Consider the following 15,980-nt stretch of genomic DNA (forward strand, 5'->3'; position numbering starts at 1 on the left):
TTGAGATTTTAGGTGCCCTCGATTCAGCCTGTCGGGTTCACCACCATGGCGGAGCCGCCGCCGCGCCGGGTCGTCTCGGCGGCGGCCAGCCACTTCCCGTCCGGCAGCCGCTGGACGCCGGTCGCGGCGCCGATCTCGGGGTTGAGCTTGAAGCTGTGCCCGAGCTGTTCCAGCCGGTCCCGCAACGCGCTGTCGTACAGGGCGGGTTCGAGTTCGGTCTGGGCGGCGTTGCGCTGGCTGGCGCGGGGTGCGGCGATGGCGTCGACCAGCGGGAGCCCCCGGTCGAGGAACTCGGTGAGGGTCTGGAGCACGGTGGTGATGATGGTGGCGCCGCCGGGCGAACCGAGCGCCAGCACGGGCCGGTTGTGCCGGTCCAGGACGATGGTCGGGGAGATCGAGGAGCGCGGGCGCTTGCCGGGGCCGGGCAGGTTCGGGTCCGGGACGCCGGGGCTCGCGGGGGTGAAGGAGAAGTCGGTCAGCTCGTTGTTGAGCAGGAAGCCCCGGCCGGGCACGGTGATGCCGCTGCCGCCGGTCTGCTCGATGGTGAGTGTGTAGGCGACGACGTTGCCCCACTTGTCGGAGACGGTGAGGTGGGTGGTGTTCTCACCCTCGTACGTGGTCGGCGCGGCCTTGCCCTTGGTGCCGCAGGCGGCCGGGTGGCGCGGGTCGCCGGGGGCGAGCGGGCTGGTGAGCACGGCGTCAGGCTTGATCAGGCAGGCCCGCGAGTCGGCGAACCGCTGCGAGAGCAGCTGCTTCGTGGGTACGTCCTCGAAGGCGGGGTCGCCGACCCAGCGCCCCCGGTCGGCGAACGCGATCCGGCTCGCCTCGATGTACCGGTGCAGGTACTGGGTCTCGCTCGCCTTGGAAAGGTCGCTCTTCTGGAGGATGTTGAGCGCCTCGCCCACGGTGGTGCCACCGGAGGAGGAGGGCGCGATGGAGTACACCTTCAGACCGCGGTACGAGGTGTCGGTGGGCCGCTGGAGCTTGGCGCGGTAGCTCGACAGGTCCTTGGCGGTGAGCTTGCCGGGGCGGGCGTTCCAGCCCGAAGAGGGGTCGACCGGGGGCTTGTTGACGGTGGCGACGATGTCCCGGCCGAGGTCGCCCCGGTAGACGGCGTCGGCACCCTGGCGGCCCAACTCCTGGTAGGTTCGGGCCAGATCGGGGTTCTTGAGGATGGAGCCCACGGTGGGAAGCTTGCCGCCGGGCAGGAACAGCCGTGCCGTGTCCGGGAAGTAGCGGAACCGAGTCTCGTTGGCGGCGGTCTGGGAGCGGAAGGCGTCGTCCACGGTGAAGCCGTCGCGGGCGATGCGCTCGGCGGGCCGCAGCACCTTGGCGAGGCTGTTGGTGCCCCAACTCCGCAGCGCTGTCTGCCAGGTGGCGGGGGTGCCCGGTGTGCCGACGCTCAGCCCGCTGGTGACGGCGTCCGCGAAGGCCAGCGGCTTGCCGTTCTCCAGGAACAGGTCGGAGCGGGCGGTGAGCGGGGCGGTCTCGCGGCCGTCGATGGTGTGCACGGTGCGGGACTTGGCGTCGTAGTAGACGAAGTAACCCCCTCCGCCGACGCCCGCCGAGTACGGCTCGGTGACACCCAGCGCCGCCGCCGTGGCCACGGCCGCGTCGACCGCGTTGCCGCCGTTGCGCAGCACCTCGATACCGGCCGCGCTGGCGTCGGCGTCCACGCTGGAGACCGCGCCCCCGTAGCCGACCGCCACGGGCACCTTCCCGCCGGGCCCGCCCGGCGCGGCCGGTGGAGCGGCGGCTCCCATGGACGACACGACGGCGGCCGAGGCCACCAACACCGCCAGCTTCCGCGTACCAGGACGACCCATCCGAACCTCCCGAGAACACCGTCCGCGCAGCGTAACCAGATCCCCAAGGCCCCCGACAGTATGCCTCGCGACCCGGCCCCCCGCACGCTGACTCAACCCGCCCGGATGGTGCGAACGGCCATCACCGGATCGACCGACGACACCAGCTCCCGCGTGACGATGTCCACGAGCCCTGCCGGAACCGCACCCTCAATCAGTCCCATCACGTAGGCGACGATCTGGCCGTGCGCCAGCGCGGGCACCCGCTGCCGCAACAGGTGCATGGCGGGAATCCGCCCCTGCGCCACGACGACCGCCCGTACCTCGTCGTGCAAGTCGTCCACGGCGGTCCGCACGACCTCCCCCCGGATGCGCACCCGATAGTCGCTCTCCCACGCCCCGGAAGCCCAGGAGACGGCACCGACCGAGTGCAGCCCGCCATCCATCCGATCGACCAGGTACGGGCCTCCCCCTACCAGCAGGAAGGAGGATTCACGGGTCCGCAGGTACTCCGCGGTCGCCACGTGGACGATCCACACGAGCTCATGCAGCACAGCACCCGCGACAACCAGCTTCAGCTGCCGCACCCCCAACCCCGCCTGCCGCCGAACCTCACGATCCAACTGTTCCTCGACGATCCGCACCGCTACATCCAGCTCGATCACGCGCCCAGCATGGCAAAGCGGGAGCCCCTCCCTCAGGCCCTCATGCGGGAGAGTTTCCAGAGGGTCGATAGCCCTTGGTCTCCCGCACGTGAGGGAGCGGATGGGGAGCCATCGCCCTGGGCTCCGAGGGATCGCTCCGCATTGTCGATCAACTCTTTGTAGGTCAGTACTTCAACCCGACTCATATGGCTGTTGAACGTCCTCAACGCCTCGTTGATCGCGTGTTCGGGGACATCTGGCTGTACGCCAGGGTGGCCGACCAGTACGACCGCACTTGCACGACGGGTTTCGATACCCAGGTCTCGGTAAATTGTCTGACGATTCTCATCGAGGCCGACGAGGTAGTTGATCGCCTGGCCCACGGCGTCGTGCACTGCCGCCGCGGGGACCCATGCACCGCGATGTTCTTTGACGAGCGGTCCACTCAGGCTCATGGACCGTTTCAGTTCCACGATGTGCAGGCTGCCGTCGCCGCGGATCAGAGGGATGTCGATCTCGTCGCCGGGTACCAGCCTGCGCTGCGCGGCTTCTCCCACGAAGTGTCCGCCGAAGATCCAGTGCTGGCCCTCCAGCGCGCTCTGGAGGTCGTGCTCGGTCGAAGTGCGGTCCTCCGCCACAGTGCGGAGATGGTTCAGCCCGGCGGCGCGGCGTTGGAGTTCCGCAGCCCTGAAGATCATCTGTCCGTCGCTGTCCGCTGCTAGGAGTGCCAGTGCTTCGGGGGAGGCGGCGATGCGATGTGCTTCCATCGCAGGATCGTCGACGTCGATGCGCTCCCGCCTGAGGACCCGTTCGAGCCAGAGGGCGAGCTCGGATCGTCCGCGCGGGATTCGATAGCGTCCGGGGCGCTCCGGCGGCGCTTCCAGAAACAGAGAGTCCTGTCCCAGAGACAGCAGATGAGCCAAGAGGTCGTCTGTGCTGGCATCAGGGGTGTCGTCGAGGAACTTCCTGCCCTTCTCGCCCAGGAACTGGCTGCTGACCCAGATGGTCGTTGCCAGGTAGTCACGAAGAGTGTCGCTGCGCTGCCCGTCCTGGAAGAGCCGGTACCTCTCTTCGAACTCAGGTTTGAGGATCCGGCCCTCCGCATAGTCGAGTGAGTCCTGGAGCAGGCGTACAACGTGCCACTCCCCGACCTGCGCGGCGATCGACCGAGCCTCCTCCAGCAGAGAAACGAGCCGCTTGCCCCCTCTGCGATTCCGCGATCCGAAGCCCCCCATGTGTGTGAGGACGGATTCGATGGCGCTCTCAATTTTGGGGCTGGCGGCTTGGTCCTTCGCGGCTTCGAGCTGCAGCTCCAAAGCCCAGTCTGATCTGGTAGCCATGGGGAAAGTCTCGGGGGTGGGTCTGACAGAGCCCCTTCGACTGGTGTGAGTGCAGAGCCAAGGGAGAGAGCGGGACGAGGCAACTGACCTGTGAGAGGTGCCTCCCGGCCCCTGGAGCCGGATAAGCTCCGCGCCCATGAATGACGACGTGCGCAACATCGTCCTAGGGGTCATAGCCGCCGGAGTGAGTGCCGTGCTCGGGTGGGTGGCTCGTACCTATTTGTGGCGGCGGAAACTGCGGCGGAAGCAGGTGTTCTTCGGGTTGCCAGACAACTCGGAGTCGCTGTTCGTGGTGAACCGGGACCCGGCGGCGACCGAACCGGCGGTGCACCGGTTCGACGTGTTCGCGTTGCTGGAGCTGTCCGCGCTGATCAAGGACTGTGGCGCGCATATGCAGTTGGTGACGCAGGACGTGGCGCACCAGGGGTTCGGGGAGCGGACCGAGTTCTGTGTGGGCGGCCCGGCGTCCAACCGGCGGATGCTGGCGCACATGTCGGCGATGCTGCCGGGGGTGCGGATGAACACCGAGAAGGAGAAGGGGCCGAACCGGGGCGCGTTCCGCGTCGGCGGCGAGACCTACCGGATGGAGCCCGGCACGACCGAGTACGTGCTGCTCGCGAAGGTCTCGGCGGGACGGCAGACGCGGCCGGTGTTCCTGTTCTGCGGGCAGCGGGCGATCACCAATCAGGCGGCGACGCGTTATCTGGCCCGTAACCACGAGCGGTTGGCCCGCAAGCACGGCTCCGGATCGTTCGCGCTGCTGCTGAAGGTGGTCAACTCCCAGGCGTACGGCCCCGATCTGGTGGAGCTGGTCGCCGATGTCACGCGGGCGGCGCAGGCACCGTTCCCCGAGACCGAGGAGACCCCGGCTCCGGCGGCACCCTCCTCGTAGCGCGCAACCGTCTTCAACTATTGTTACCCGTACGTAACTTACCCACGGGTTACTTGAGGTAAGAACCACCCACTACTGTCGGGTCACTTTCGCACTGGCACGCGTCAGGAGTGACCATGGCCCCCACCCGAAGCACCCTGCGCACCGGCGCCGTAGGCGCCCTCTCCGCGGCTCTGGTCGCCGGGACCGTCGTCGGACTGGCGCCCGTCGCGCACGCGGCACCCGCCGTACGGTTCGTGGACATTCCCGGCGACGGCGGCACCGTACTGAAGGCGAACGTCGTCACCCCGGCCGGTTCCGGCAGTCATCCGCTGCTGGTGCTGCCCACGAGCTGGGGGTTCCCGCAGGTCGAGTACCTCGCCCAGGCCCAGAAGCTCGCCGACTCCGGGTATGTGGTCCTCACCTACAACGTGCGCGGCTTCTGGCAGTCCGGCGGCGAGATCGAGGTGGCCGGGCCGCCCGACATGGCGGACGCCTCCAAGGTGATCGACTGGGCGCTGGCGAACACCCCCGCCGACCCGGCCCGCGTCGGCATGGCCGGTGTCTCCTACGGCGCGGGCATCAGCCTGCTCGCCGCCGCCCACGACAAGCGGATCAAGGCGGTGGCGGCGCTCAGCGGCTGGGCCGACCTGATCGGCTCGATCTACTCCGGCCGCACCCAGCACGTCCAGGCGGCCGCCCTGCTGGACGGCGCGGGCCTCGTCACCGGCAGGCGGAGCCCGGAGCTGCGGCGGATCTTCGACCGCTTCTACGCCTCCGACCTCTCCGACGAGCAGAACCTCATCGACTGGGGAAAGCGCCGCTCCGCGGTGACGTACCTGGACCAGCTCAACGCCAACAAGCCCGCCGTCATGCTCGCCAACGCGTGGAGCGACTCGGTCTTCCCGGCCAACCAGTACGCGGGCTTCTACGAGAAGCTGACCGGCCCCAAGCGCCTCCAGCTGCGCCCCGGCGACCACGCGACCCCGGAGCTGACCGGCCTGTTCGGGCTGCCCAACGACGTGTGGCGGGACACCGGCCGCTGGTTCGACCACTATCTGCGGGGCGTGGACAACGGCGTCGACCGCGAGCAGCCCGTCCAGCTGGAGTCCCGCACCGGGGGCGGTTACGAGGGCTACCCGGACTGGAAGTCGGTCGCCGCCACCGACCGCAAGATCGCGCTGGCGGGCAGCACCACCATCCACACCAACGTCGACTCGGGCGCGGACGGCGGGGTCGTACTGCTCTCCGGCCTCCTGGACCAGGTCGCCAAGGTGCCTCCCATGGCCTCCATCCCGCTGCTCCCGCGCCGCTGGGCGGCCGTCTGGCAGTCGGAGCGGTACGCAGGCCCCCAGCGCGTACGCGGCACCGCCAGGCTGCACACCACGCTCACCCCGACCGCCGAGAGCGGCACCTTCGTGGCCTACCTCTACGACGTGGGCCCGCTCGGCATCGGCAAGCTGGTCACCCACGCGCCCCTGACCTGGCACGGCCGTACCCCAGGCGAGCCGTTCACGGTGGATCTGGACCTGTTCTCCACGGCCTACGACGTCCCGGCCGGGCACCGGCTGGCCCTGGTGGCCGACACGGTCGATCCGCTCTACGTCGAGCACAACCCGTCCGGCGCGCGGCTGACCTTCTCCTCGCAGGAGAACGACCCGTCGTACGTGTCGGTCCCCCTGCGCGAGCAGTGATCTCCGGCCGCCGCCGGACGAGCATGGCCCGTGTGAACCGCCGCCTTCGTCACGGCTTCGGAGCCGTGGGTGGCTCCCCACCCGGCAGCGGCGCCCCAGGGCCGGGCGCGGCGACAGCCACGGCCTCGGTCTTGGGACTGCGCTGCTCCCGGCGGGACACCCAGACGGCGAACCACGAGAGCAGCATGCACATCCCGATGTAGATCGGCGAGATCACCATCACCACGGGGATGAACGGCAAATCGTAGTCGAGGTTCGAGGCGATGAGCTTCCCGGCGTGGAGGAACTCCTCGTAGGTGATGAGGAAGCCCAGCGAGGTGTCCTTCAGCGCGACCACCAACTGGCTGATGATCGCTGGCAACATGGCGCGTACCGCCTGCGGTACGAGCACGTAGGACATGACCTGGGTTTTTCTCATGCCGAGAGCGAACGCGGCCTCGCGCTGACCGCGTTCCACGGCGTTGACGCCGGAGCGGAAGACCTCGGCGAGCACCGAGCCGTTGTAGAGGGTCAGTCCGGCGACGAGCGCGGGCAGCGGCTGCACCTTGAGCGCCACGAAGATGAAGAAGATCATCACCAGCACGGGCATCGCGCGGAAGAACTCGACGACGAGCGTGGCCAGCCAGCGCACCGGGGCGTGGTCGGAGAGCCGTCCGGCGGCCAGTACCCCGCCGAGGACGAGGGAGAGCACGGCGGCCATGGCGAACGCCTTGAGGGTGTTGCCGAGGCCGCGCAGCAGCAGTTCCTGGATGCCCTTGTACTCGAACGGCATCCACTTGGTGGCGGTGAACTGGCCGGTGGAGAACAGGAGATAGAGCACCCAGGCGACCAGGCCCAGCAGAACGGCGGTGGACAGCCCCGCGTACAGCGCGTGCCGTCGGCGGGTGCCGGGGCCGGGGACGTCGTAGAGCGCGGTGGTCTCGGTCGTCATCGGGCCACTCCCCACGTGCGTTCCAGCAGGTTGAACAGGGCGCTGATGGCGAGCGTGATGATCAGGTAGCCGACGGCGATCCAGACGAAGGTCCAGATGATGTTGTAGCCCAGCTCGCTCAACGTCTTGTAGGTGCCGAGCAGTTCGGTGACGCTGAAGGCCCCGGCGATGGCGGAGTTCTTGGCCAGCGCGATCAGGGTGGAGCCGACGGGCGGGATCACCGAGCGGAACGCCTGCGGGAGCACGATCACGCTGAGCGTCTGGGAGAACGTCATGCCGAGGCTGCGGGCGGCCTCCCCCTGGCCCCGGGGGACGGTGTTGATGCCGGAGCGCAGTGCCTCGCAGATGAACGCGGAGGTGTAGCAGCCGAGCGCGAGGACCGCGAACGCCTGGAAGGGCAGCACGAGTCCGAACCGGGGCAGCCCGAGGAGCACGGCGAAGAACAGCAGGGTGAGCGGGGTGTTGCGCAGTACGGTCACCCACACCGTGCCGAAGACCCGCAGCGAGGCCACCGGCGCGACCCGGAAGGACGCCATCAGGAAGCCCAGCGCGAGGGCCAACAGGGAGGCGTAGACGGTCAGTTCGACCGTGCCGAGGAATCCCTCGCCGTAGATGGCGAAGTTGTCTGTCAGTACGTTCATGGCGTCCTCGGTCAGCTCGCCGGGTAGCGGTCGATAGGCGGCGGCTTCGGCGCGGGCACGCCGGACAGGCCGAGCGTGGCGTCGTACGCCCGCTTCCAGTCGCCGTTCTTCTCGCGGGCGGCGAGGGCGGTGTCCAGGGCGAAGCGCAGGGCGTTGTCGTTGCGCGGGACGCCGATGCCGTACGGCTCCTTGGAGAACGGTTTGCCGACGACCTTGAGTTCGTCGGGGGCCTTGGCCGCGTAGCCGATGAGGATGGCGTCGTCGGTGGTGACCGCGTCGACCTGGTAGGTGAGCAGGTTGTCGACGCAGACCGAGTAGGTGTCGTAGGCGACCAGGACGGCCTTCGGGTAGTCGTCCTTGATCCGCTGGTACGGGGTCGAACCGGCGGCCGAGCAGACGCGTTTCCCGGCGAGGTCCTGGGGGCCGTGGATGTCGTCGGTGTCCTTGCGGACCAGGAGGGACTGGCCGGCCATGTAGTAGGGGCCCGCGAAGCCGACGAGCTTCTTGCGGTTGGCGTTGATGGTGTAGGTGCCGACGTAGTAGTCGATCTGGCCGTTCTGCAGGGCCGTCTCGCGGTTGGCGGAGGCGATGGTGCGGAAGCGGACGCTGTCGCCGGGGAAGCCGAGGGAGGCGGAGAGCATCTTGGCAATCTCGATGTCGAAGCCGGAGTACCGGCCGGTCGCCGGGTCCTTCTCGCCGAGGTAGGGCTGGTCCTCCTTGGCGCCGACGACGAAGTGGCCGCGCTTCTTGGCGCGGACCCAGGTCGGGGAGCCGGGCAGGCTGAAGTTCCGGTCCACCGCGTACTGCGGGAGCTGGTCGGGGGCGGGGCCCTTGGTGGGCGGGCTGCCGTCCTTGCCGCAGGCGGCGGCGAGCAGGGCGAGCGGGGCCAGCAGGGTGGCGAGCAGGGCGAGGGCGCGGGGCGCGCGGGTGTGGCGGGACATGGGTCGCACTCCCCCGGTCAGTGCTTGAGGATCTTGGAGAGGAAGTCCTTGGCGCGTTCACTGCGCGGGGCGGTGAAGAACTCCTCGGGGCTGCGGTCCTCCACGATGCGGCCGTCGGCCATGAAGACGACACGGTTGGCGGCGGAGCGGGCGAAGCCCATCTCATGGGTGACGACGATCATGGTCATGCCCTCGCGGGCGAGCTGCTGCATGACCTCCAGCACCTCGTTGATCATCTCGGGGTCGAGCGCGGAGGTGGGCTCGTCGAAGAGCAGCGCCTTGGGGTCCATGGCGAGGGCGCGGGCGATGGCCACGCGCTGCTGCTGGCCGCCGGAGAGCTGGGCGGGGTACTTGTCGGCGTGCGCCGACAGGCCGACCCGGTCGAGGAGTTCACGGGAGCGGCGGTCGGCGTCGGCCTTCTTGCGGCCGCGCACCTTGGTCTGCGCGAGGGAGACGTTCTCCAGCACCGTCTTGTGGGCGAAGAGGTTGAACGACTGGAAGACCATGCCCACTTCGGCCCGCAGCCTGGCCAGCGCCCGCCCCTCCTCCGGCAGCGGCCGCCCGTCGAGCGTGATGGTGCCGGACTCGATGGTCTCCAGCCGGTTGATGGCCCGGCACAGCGTCGACTTCCCCGACCCGGAAGGCCCGATGACCACGACCACCTCCCCCTTGCCGACGGTCAGGTCGATGTCCTGCAGGACATGCAGCTCCCCGAAGTGTTTGTTGACGTCACGCAGTTCGATCAACGGATCGACGGCCATCCGCAGCCCTACTCACTCTCAGCCGAGTCGTAGTGGCCGAAACTATCCAGACCGTACTGGGACGCGCGGACGACACGCACTTGGGGGCATTAGCCGTATTTACGACCCCGTTGCGCGACCCGGTCCGCAACTCCGAGCGGCTCGGCGAGGGCAGGCCCTGATGCCGCTGGACGATTATCACAGCACTGTTATATTAGCGCTGTGACATCTTCGGATCCCACAGCGCTACCCGAACCCTGGCATTCACTGCACGAGCTTCTGGCAGCCATGGACGCCGAGATCGAGCAGGTCTACGTCGAGCGGGGCATCGAGGGGGTACGGCCTCGGTTCGCGTATCCGCTGATCCGGCTTGCCCACACCGGACCACTGACCATTCGCGAGCTCGCCAAGTCCCTGGACCGCTCGCACTCCGCGATCAGCCAGACCATCGCCGCCATGCGCAAGGAGGGTCTGGTCACCTCCGAGCCGGGGCCTGACGCCCGCACCCGGCGGATCGACCTGACCGAGCGCGGCCGGTCGCTGGTGCCCTTCCTGGAGGCGGAGTGGCGCGCCACCCACGAGACGGTCGCCGAGCTGGACGGCGAGGTCCCGTACGCGATGACCACCGTTGTCGAGGAGGTGCGGCGGGCGCTGGAACGCCGGTCGATGCGGCAGCGGGTCCTCCACCACCTTGTCGAGCCACCGCGTTGAGGGGGCGCGTCCGTGTCCGGTTCCTCGACACCCGTCCGCTGCGCGGCAGTCAGTCGTTTCGCGATCTGTGGATCGGCACCTCGGTCTCTCAAATCGGTGGGCAGATAGCCAACGTGGCGGTGCTGGCCCAGGTCTGGGACCTGACGGGCAGCCCGGCGGGCACCGGTGCCATCGGGCTCGCCACCGGCCTGCCGATGGTGCTGTTCGGGCTGCTCGGCGGCACGTTGGCCGATACGGTCGACCGCCGTGCGGTGGTGCGGGCCACCACCGCGGGCCAGTTGCTGGCCGCCGCAGGGATGTGTGCCCAGGCCCTGGCGGACAACCGCAACGTACTGCTGCTGCTCGCCCTGGTAGCCGTGGGGACGAGCTGCGGCGCCCTCGGAGCTCCCGCGCGCCGCACCTTCCCGGTCCGGCTGTTGCCGGGTGACCAGGTCGCGGCCGGTCTTGCGCTGACCAACGTCTCGTTCCAGGCAGCGATGCTGGCAGGTCCCGCGATGGCCGGGCTGATCATCGCCCGCTGGGGCCTCCCTGCCGCATACGCGACCCAGGCCGTGGCCATGATGGTCTCGACGCTCGCGATGATCCGCCTGCCTGCCATGCGACCCGAAGGCACCGACGCGGCAGGCGGCAGACGCAGGGCGGAGCGTGGCGGTTGGCGGATCGTTCTGCGCCGCCCGGCGCTGTGGGGCTCGATGGCCACCGACCTGTCCGCCACGCTGCTCGCCATGCCCATCGCGCTCTTCCCGCTGGTCAACGAGATGCGCTTCGGCGGAAACCCGCAGACCCTCGGCCTGTTCCTCTCGGCCGTCGCGGTCGGGGGGATCTCGGCCGGTCTGCTCTCCGGTACGGTGACGCGCTGGCGTCGTGGCGGCCTGGTCCAGCTGTCCGCAGCCGGTGTCTGGGGACTGGCGCTGGCCTGTTTCGGTCTGGCGGGGCCGTTGTGGCTGGCGCTCGGATGCCTGGCCGTGGCGGGTGCCGCCGACACCGTGTCTGTCGTCACCCGCAGCGCTCTGGTCCAATTGGAGACCCCGGACGGATACCGGGGACGGGTCTCCTCGGTAGAACACGTCATCGGTGTCGCGGGTCCCGAACTCGGCAACTTTCGTGGTGGGTTGTTGGCGTCGGCGACCTCCGCCTCCTTCTCCCTGGTCTTCGGCGGACTGTCCGCCATCCTGGCGATCGCCGCCGTGGCCGCGACCAACACGCCCCTTCGCGCCTACCGCACGCCGCCTGCTGCCGCGAAGCCCACCGTCCCCGGGGTCGCCGGCGCGACGGCGACCGCTGGCCAGGTTCCTGACTGACCCCCAGGAGGGGCGGGGTCACGGTTCGGCGATCTCCGCGTAGAGCTGGGAGAGTTCGGGGAGGCCGGTGGTGGCCCACTGGTGGCCGGGGGTCGTGACCTCGACCTCGCGGCCGGAGGCGAGGAGGAGGACGGGCTCGCCGTCGCGTCTGATGCGCCAGGTGGCGCCGGGGACGGTGCGGACGACGACGGTGCCGAGGTAGAGGCCCGCGTCGTTGCCGAGCCAGGGCAGGGTCTCGGGGTCGTCGCGCCAGCGCGGGACCAGCTGGTCCAGGGCCTCCAGGGAGGCCGGGGTGTCGTCCAGGCGGACGCCCGCCCGGTCCGCCTGGGAGCGCAGCAGTTCGCACTCGGAGAGCAGCGCGGCGATGGCCTCGGGGTCGGCCGGGAGCGCCGCGTCACCGCTCTTGCCGCGCCGGTGGCCCAGGAACGGGATGTTCATGGACCCCAGCGTGGCATCAGACGTCGAGGTCGACCACCACCGGCGCGTGATCGGAGGCGCCCTTGCCCTTGCGCTCCTCGCGGTCGACGTAGGCGTCCTTGACCGCCCCGGCGAACGGGCCGTTGCCGTACACCAGGTCGATGCGCATGCCGCGGTTCTTGGGGAAGCAGAGCTGGCGGTAGTCCCAGTACGTGTAGGGGTGGTCGTACTTCAGCGGGCGGGGCACGACATCGCTCAGGCCGGTCTCGCGCAGGGCGGCCAGGGCGGCGCGCTCGGCGGGGGTGACATGGGTGGCGCCCTCGAAGGCGGCGCGGTCGTACACGTCGTCGTCGGCCGGGGCGATGTTGTAGTCGCCGAGGACGGCGAAGGGGCGGCCGCCCGCCGCGTCCCCGGCGACGGCCGTCTTCAGGGCGTCCAGCCACTGGAGCTTGTACGCGTAGTGCGGGTGGTCGACCTCGCGGCCGTTGGGGACGTACACCGACCAGACGCGGACCGGGCCGCAGGTGGCCGAGACGGCGCGGGGCTCTTGGGCGCCCTCGTAGCCCGGGTCGCCGGGCAGGCCCTTGACCACGTCCTCCAGGCCGACGCGGGAGAGCACCGCCACGCCGTTCCACCGGCCGGTGGCGTGGACCGCCGCCTCGTACCCCAGCTCGCGGAGCGGCTCGACGGGGAACTGCGCCTCGGCGACCTTGGCCTCCTGGAGGCACAGTACGTCGGTGCCGCTGCTCTCCAGCCAGGCGAGCAGCCTCGGGAGGCGGGCGGTGATCGAGTTCACGTTCCAGCTGGCGATACGCATGTCCCTCAACCTACCCGCCGGGTCTGACAACCGGCCTCACAACTCGGCGGAGGCCCCCGGTGCCAGACGCAGGTGCTCGGCGTCGGCCAGGCCGCCGATCTGTCGGTCGTAGATCGGGCGGGCCAGGTCGGTGAGGAGGGCGTCGTGGATGTCGTAGGCCCGGCGCGGTCGCACCTCGCGGACGTAGTCGATCACCTCGGAGATCTTGTTCCACGGTGCCATCACCGGGAGCATCAGGGTCTCCACGGCCTGGTCGGGGACGGTGAGGGCGTCGCCGGGGTGGAAGACCTTGCCGCCGTCGATGAGATAGCCGACGTTGGTGATGCGCGGGATGTCCGGGTGGATCACGGCGTGCAGCTCGCCGTGGACCTGCACGTCGAAGCCCGCGGCGGTGAAGGTGTCGCCGTGGCCCACGGTGTGCACCCGGCCGGGGAAGGCCGCCGTGAGCTGGTCCGCGACCGACCTCACGGTCCAGATCTCCGCCTGCGGGTTCGCCTCCAGCGCGGTGCGCAGCCTGCCCTCGTCGAAGTGGTCCGGGTGCTCGTGGGTGACGAGGACGGCGTCCGCGCCTAGGGCCGCGTCCGGCTCACTGAAGTTGCCGGGGTCGATGACGAGCGTCCGGCCGTCCTTCTCAAGGCGGACGCAGGAGTGGGACTTCTTGATGAACTTCATGACTTCCCGTCCTGCTCGTCGGACCGCTTCGTCTCCATCGTGCCGCCTTCCGCGGCCACCGGCCTCACTCGGCGGGTGTGGTCTCCTCGCGGATGACCTGCTGGGCCACCCGGAAGGCGCTGTTCGCCGCCGGGAGACCGCAGTAGACGGCGGCCTGGAGCAGCACCTCCTTGATCTCCTGCGGGGTGAGGCCGTTGCGGAGCGCGGCGCGGGTGTGGACGGCCAGGTCGTCCAAGTGGCCGCCCGCGACCAGCGCGGTGAGGGTGACGCAGCTGCGGGACCTGCGGTCCAGGCCCGGCCGGTCCCAGACCTCGCCCCAGGCGTAGCGGGTGACCAGTTCCTCGAAGCCGCCGGAGAACTCGTCGGCCCGCGCGAGGACGCCCTCGACGTGCGCGTCGCCCAGCACCTCGCGGCGGATCTTCAGGCCCGTCTCGTACCGGTCCGGCGAGGCGACCGGCTGCGGCGGCTCGGCGGCGGACGCGATCTCGGCGACCGGCTCGGTGCGCTGGGGCGCCACGGGGGCGGGGGCACCGGTGGGCATGGCGACGGGAGCCGGGACCGGGGTGACCGTGGCGGCGGCGGCCGGGAGGGCGGTCTGGCCGGTGTCGAAGGGCTGCTGCCAGGCGGTGGAGAAGTGCCGGACGAGGAGGTCGGTGACGGCGGCGGGCTGCTCGACCGGCACCAGGTGGGAGGCGCCGGGCACGACCGCGAGCCGGGCGTCCCGGATGCCGGCGACCAGGGTGCGGGCCTCGGCCGGGCCGGTCACCTGGTCCTCGGAGCCGACCAGGACGAGCGTGGGCACCCCGATACGGCCCAGCTCCGGGCGTACGTCGAAGGCGGCGAGCGCCTCGCAGGCGGCGATGTAGCAGCCGGGGTCGGTGGTGCGCACCATCTGCACCGCCCACTCGGTGATCGCGGGCTGCGCGGCGGCGAAGCCTCCGGTGAACCAGCGGTCGGGGGCGCTTCGCGCGATCGGGTCGAGCCCGTTCGTGCGTACGATCACGCCACGCTGACGGAACTCGTCCGGCGTGCCGAACCGGGGTGAGGCGGCGACCAGCGCGAGCGAGGCGAGCCGCTCGGGGTGGCGCAGGGCCAGCTCGATGCCGACGGCGCCGCCGAGGGCGCAGCCCGCGTAGCCGAAGCGCTGCACGCCGAGGCTGTCCAGGGTGGCCAGCAGGCGGGTGGCCAGCTCGGCGACCGAACCGGCCGGGTGGGCGGGGGCGCCGCCGTGGCCCGGCAGGTCGAAGCGCAGGACCCGCCACTGCTTGACCAGTTCCGGCACCTGGCGGTCGAACATGTGCCAGGTGGTGCCCAGGGAGGGGCCCAGGATCAGGACAGGTGCGTCTTCTGGCCCGTCAAAGCGGTATTGCAGGGTGTTCGGTGGTGTCTCGCTCACCCGTCAGACCCTCTCATCTCTCGGGGGCGCCTCTAAAACGGGGGCATGAGTGTACGGCCCTGATCAGGTGGAAGACCTCGCGGGCGGGGTGCCTCCGGAGGCATCGGACGACCGGAGGAGGAACTTCGGTCAGGGGCCTATGAAGCGGCGGTTCGCGCGAGGACCGTGTCGGCGAGTGCGGCCTGGGACAGGTAGCGGACGGCGTCGTGGGGAGCGGCGATGCCGTTGCTGACGCGGGTATCGAGGAGCGATCCCGACGTCACGACGTGCGCGAGGCCCGCCCCTCCGGTCACCGGGTCTCCGTCGGCGTGCAGGTTGTGCCAGTGGAGCGGCTCCGGCACGCTCAGGTGAGCCTCGCCCGGAAGGCGGCGGCGTACGGTCAGCCAGCCCAGCGGGGAGCCGCAGGTGATCAGGGTGTGGGTGTCGGGGTCCCGTAGTTCTCCGCGTCGCAGCATGTCGTACGCGATGACGCTGCCGAGCGAGTGGGCGATGAGGACGCGTGCTCCGGAGCGTTCGATCTCGGCCCGGATCACCTCGCGGATGCGTCGGCCGAGTTCCTCGTCGTGCAGGTAGCGGTATGCCTGCCGGACCAGGACCAGTACCTTCGCCCCGGCTCCCCGTCCGTGGCGGGCGTCCGCCGCCGCGAGGCGACGGGTCACCGCGTCGGGGAGGTAGGGCAGGGGCGCGCCGAGCGTATCCGGGGACCGGCCCGCCTCGGGGAGCGGACCCGGTGCGTAGGCCGCGAGTGCCCGGGTGACGAAGTCCTCCTCGTCCGCGTCCATCGGTTCGTCCGCGTCGCGTACGTCCGCGTCGCCAGGGCCCAGGTGCCGGCCACCACCGACGGGGGCGGGCCGGTAGAGGCCCGTGTAGTGGGGCACGGTCAGGCTGGGGACGGCGGTGTGGGGGCCGTACTTCCGCGTCAGGCCCCGCTGGAGCGCGTTGCCCCAGTCGTCCTTGAGGCGGACTTCGTTGGTCCTTCCCTGGCCGATGCCGTGCACGCCGACGATGTGACCGGCTGCCTCGGTGGTCTCGTTCATGCCGCTGTCCTCTGTCCGTCCC

General features: G+C 70.2%; 16 protein-coding genes. 4 read left to right on the forward strand and 12 right to left on the reverse strand.

The features are described 5' to 3' along the window. Nucleotides 1–23 precede the first annotated feature (23 nt). From ggt to ACI2LY_RS06290, 3 genes are all read right to left on the reverse strand, one after another. Nucleotides 24–1,826 (reverse strand): gamma-glutamyltransferase, encoded by a 1,803-nt coding sequence (ggt, locus tag ACI2LY_RS06280; protein WP_404706120.1) that lies wholly within the window; start codon nucleotides 1,824–1,826, stop codon nucleotides 24–26. Nucleotides 1,827–1,918: 92 nt separating this feature from the next. Next, nucleotides 1,919–2,470 (reverse strand): YrhB domain-containing protein, encoded by a 552-nt coding sequence (locus tag ACI2LY_RS06285; protein WP_404706121.1) that lies wholly within the window; start codon nucleotides 2,468–2,470, stop codon nucleotides 1,919–1,921. 32 nt (nucleotides 2,471–2,502) lie between these two features. Continuing rightward, entirely contained in the window at nucleotides 2,503–3,789 is a 1,287-nt protein-coding gene (locus ACI2LY_RS06290) for a Shedu anti-phage system protein SduA domain-containing protein (protein WP_404706122.1), read from the reverse strand. Nucleotides 3,790–3,925: 136 nt separating this feature from the next. Here ACI2LY_RS06290 and ACI2LY_RS06295 point away from each other — a divergent pair, with 136 nt between their 5' ends. Both ACI2LY_RS06295 and ACI2LY_RS06300 read left to right on the forward strand, forming a co-directional pair. Then, complete coding sequence (locus tag ACI2LY_RS06295) at nucleotides 3,926–4,681, forward strand: hypothetical protein (protein WP_404706123.1); 756 nt, start codon at nucleotides 3,926–3,928, stop codon at nucleotides 4,679–4,681. 116 nt (nucleotides 4,682–4,797) lie between these two features. After that, nucleotides 4,798–6,354: a CocE/NonD family hydrolase gene (locus tag ACI2LY_RS06300; protein WP_404706124.1), complete on the forward strand. Its 1,557-nt coding sequence runs from the start codon at nucleotides 4,798–4,800 to the stop codon at nucleotides 6,352–6,354. A gap of 49 nt (nucleotides 6,355–6,403) precedes the next feature. Here ACI2LY_RS06300 and ACI2LY_RS06305 read toward each other — a convergent pair whose 3' ends face one another. The 4 genes from ACI2LY_RS06305 to ACI2LY_RS06320 are packed head-to-tail and all read right to left on the reverse strand — an operon-like array spanning nucleotide 6,404 to nucleotide 9,628. Then, the gene (locus ACI2LY_RS06305; protein ID WP_404706125.1) at nucleotides 6,404–7,285 is read right to left on the reverse strand and encodes an amino acid ABC transporter permease; all 882 of its coding nucleotides are present in this window, start codon (nucleotides 7,283–7,285) and stop codon (nucleotides 6,404–6,406) included. Then, nucleotides 7,282–7,926 carry an amino acid ABC transporter permease gene (locus ACI2LY_RS06310; protein ID WP_389002274.1) on the reverse strand — a complete coding sequence of 215 codons (645 nt, stop codon included), beginning with the start codon at nucleotides 7,924–7,926 and terminating at the stop codon, nucleotides 7,282–7,284. Before ACI2LY_RS06310 ends, ACI2LY_RS06305 begins: the two co-directional genes overlap by 4 nt. Nucleotides 7,927–7,937: 11 nt before the next feature. After that, a complete protein-coding gene (locus tag ACI2LY_RS06315) occupies nucleotides 7,938–8,867 on the reverse strand; it encodes a glutamate ABC transporter substrate-binding protein (protein ID WP_404706126.1) in 930 nt (309 codons plus the stop codon). A 17-nt stretch (nucleotides 8,868–8,884) separates the two neighbouring features. Beyond that, a complete protein-coding gene (locus tag ACI2LY_RS06320; protein WP_393592014.1) occupies nucleotides 8,885–9,628 on the reverse strand; it encodes an amino acid ABC transporter ATP-binding protein in 744 nt (247 codons plus the stop codon). Nucleotides 9,629–9,895: 267 nt separating this feature from the next. Between ACI2LY_RS06320 and ACI2LY_RS06325 the strand changes: the two genes are divergently transcribed. Together ACI2LY_RS06325 and ACI2LY_RS06330 are read left to right on the forward strand one after the other, a co-directional pair. Further along, complete coding sequence (locus ACI2LY_RS06325) at nucleotides 9,896–10,318, forward strand: MarR family winged helix-turn-helix transcriptional regulator (RefSeq protein WP_404706127.1); 423 nt, start codon at nucleotides 9,896–9,898, stop codon at nucleotides 10,316–10,318. Further along, nucleotides 10,315–11,619, forward strand: a complete 1,305-nt coding sequence (locus ACI2LY_RS06330; protein WP_404706128.1) for an MFS transporter — start codon at nucleotides 10,315–10,317, stop codon at nucleotides 11,617–11,619. Before ACI2LY_RS06325 ends, ACI2LY_RS06330 begins: the two co-directional genes overlap by 4 nt. An 18-nt stretch (nucleotides 11,620–11,637) precedes the next feature. Here the strand turns inward: ACI2LY_RS06330 and ACI2LY_RS06335 are convergent, their stop codons facing one another. From ACI2LY_RS06335 to ACI2LY_RS06355, 5 genes are all read right to left on the reverse strand, one after another. After that, a complete protein-coding gene (locus ACI2LY_RS06335) occupies nucleotides 11,638–12,057 on the reverse strand; it encodes a DUF6278 family protein (protein WP_404706129.1) in 420 nt (139 codons plus the stop codon). A 16-nt stretch (nucleotides 12,058–12,073) separates the two neighbouring features. Further along, entirely contained in the window at nucleotides 12,074–12,853 is a 780-nt protein-coding gene (locus ACI2LY_RS06340) for an exodeoxyribonuclease III (RefSeq protein WP_404706130.1), read from the reverse strand. Nucleotides 12,854–12,889: 36 nt separating this feature from the next. Further along, nucleotides 12,890–13,525: an MBL fold metallo-hydrolase gene (locus tag ACI2LY_RS06345; RefSeq protein WP_404706131.1), complete on the reverse strand. Its 636-nt coding sequence runs from the start codon at nucleotides 13,523–13,525 to the stop codon at nucleotides 12,890–12,892. Nucleotides 13,526–13,589: 64 nt separating this feature from the next. Continuing rightward, nucleotides 13,590–14,921 (reverse strand): alpha/beta fold hydrolase, encoded by a 1,332-nt coding sequence (locus tag ACI2LY_RS06350; protein WP_404706132.1) that lies wholly within the window; start codon nucleotides 14,919–14,921, stop codon nucleotides 13,590–13,592. A 137-nt stretch (nucleotides 14,922–15,058) separates the two neighbouring features. Continuing rightward, a complete protein-coding gene (locus tag ACI2LY_RS06355) occupies nucleotides 15,059–15,958 on the reverse strand; it encodes a hypothetical protein (RefSeq protein WP_404706133.1) in 900 nt (299 codons plus the stop codon). Nucleotides 15,959–15,980 lie beyond the last annotated feature (22 nt).

Source organism: Streptomyces sp. NPDC002176 (assembly GCF_044903645.1).
In the GTDB taxonomy this organism is placed as follows: domain Bacteria; phylum Actinomycetota; class Actinomycetes; order Streptomycetales; family Streptomycetaceae; genus Streptomyces.

What these genes read in the sequence shown, in the direction of transcription:
- ACI2LY_RS06315 (WP_404706126.1), bottom strand. Translation starts at nt 8,867, where the DNA reads ATGTCCCGCCACACCCGCGCGCCCCGCGCCCTCGCCCTGCTCGCCACC.
- ACI2LY_RS06320 (WP_393592014.1), bottom strand. Translation starts at nt 9,628, where the DNA reads ATGGCCGTCGATCCGTTGATCGAACTGCGTGACGTCAACAAACACTTC.
- ACI2LY_RS06310 (WP_389002274.1), bottom strand. Translation starts at nt 7,926, where the DNA reads ATGAACGTACTGACAGACAACTTCGCCATCTACGGCGAGGGATTCCTC.
- ACI2LY_RS06335 (WP_404706129.1), bottom strand. Translation starts at nt 12,057, where the DNA reads ATGAACATCCCGTTCCTGGGCCACCGGCGCGGCAAGAGCGGTGACGCG.
- ACI2LY_RS06300 (WP_404706124.1), top strand. Translation starts at nt 4,798, where the DNA reads ATGGCCCCCACCCGAAGCACCCTGCGCACCGGCGCCGTAGGCGCCCTC.
- ACI2LY_RS06355 (WP_404706133.1), bottom strand. Translation starts at nt 15,958, where the DNA reads ATGAACGAGACCACCGAGGCAGCCGGTCACATCGTCGGCGTGCACGGC.
- ggt (WP_404706120.1), bottom strand. Translation starts at nt 1,826, where the DNA reads ATGGGTCGTCCTGGTACGCGGAAGCTGGCGGTGTTGGTGGCCTCGGCC.
- ACI2LY_RS06325 (WP_404706127.1), top strand. Translation starts at nt 9,896, where the DNA reads ATGGACGCCGAGATCGAGCAGGTCTACGTCGAGCGGGGCATCGAGGGG.
- ACI2LY_RS06295 (WP_404706123.1), top strand. Translation starts at nt 3,926, where the DNA reads ATGAATGACGACGTGCGCAACATCGTCCTAGGGGTCATAGCCGCCGGA.
- ACI2LY_RS06345 (WP_404706131.1), bottom strand. Translation starts at nt 13,525, where the DNA reads ATGAAGTTCATCAAGAAGTCCCACTCCTGCGTCCGCCTTGAGAAGGAC.
- ACI2LY_RS06340 (WP_404706130.1), bottom strand. Translation starts at nt 12,853, where the DNA reads ATGCGTATCGCCAGCTGGAACGTGAACTCGATCACCGCCCGCCTCCCG.
- ACI2LY_RS06305 (WP_404706125.1), bottom strand. Translation starts at nt 7,285, where the DNA reads ATGACGACCGAGACCACCGCGCTCTACGACGTCCCCGGCCCCGGCACC.
- ACI2LY_RS06290 (WP_404706122.1), bottom strand. Translation starts at nt 3,789, where the DNA reads ATGGCTACCAGATCAGACTGGGCTTTGGAGCTGCAGCTCGAAGCCGCG.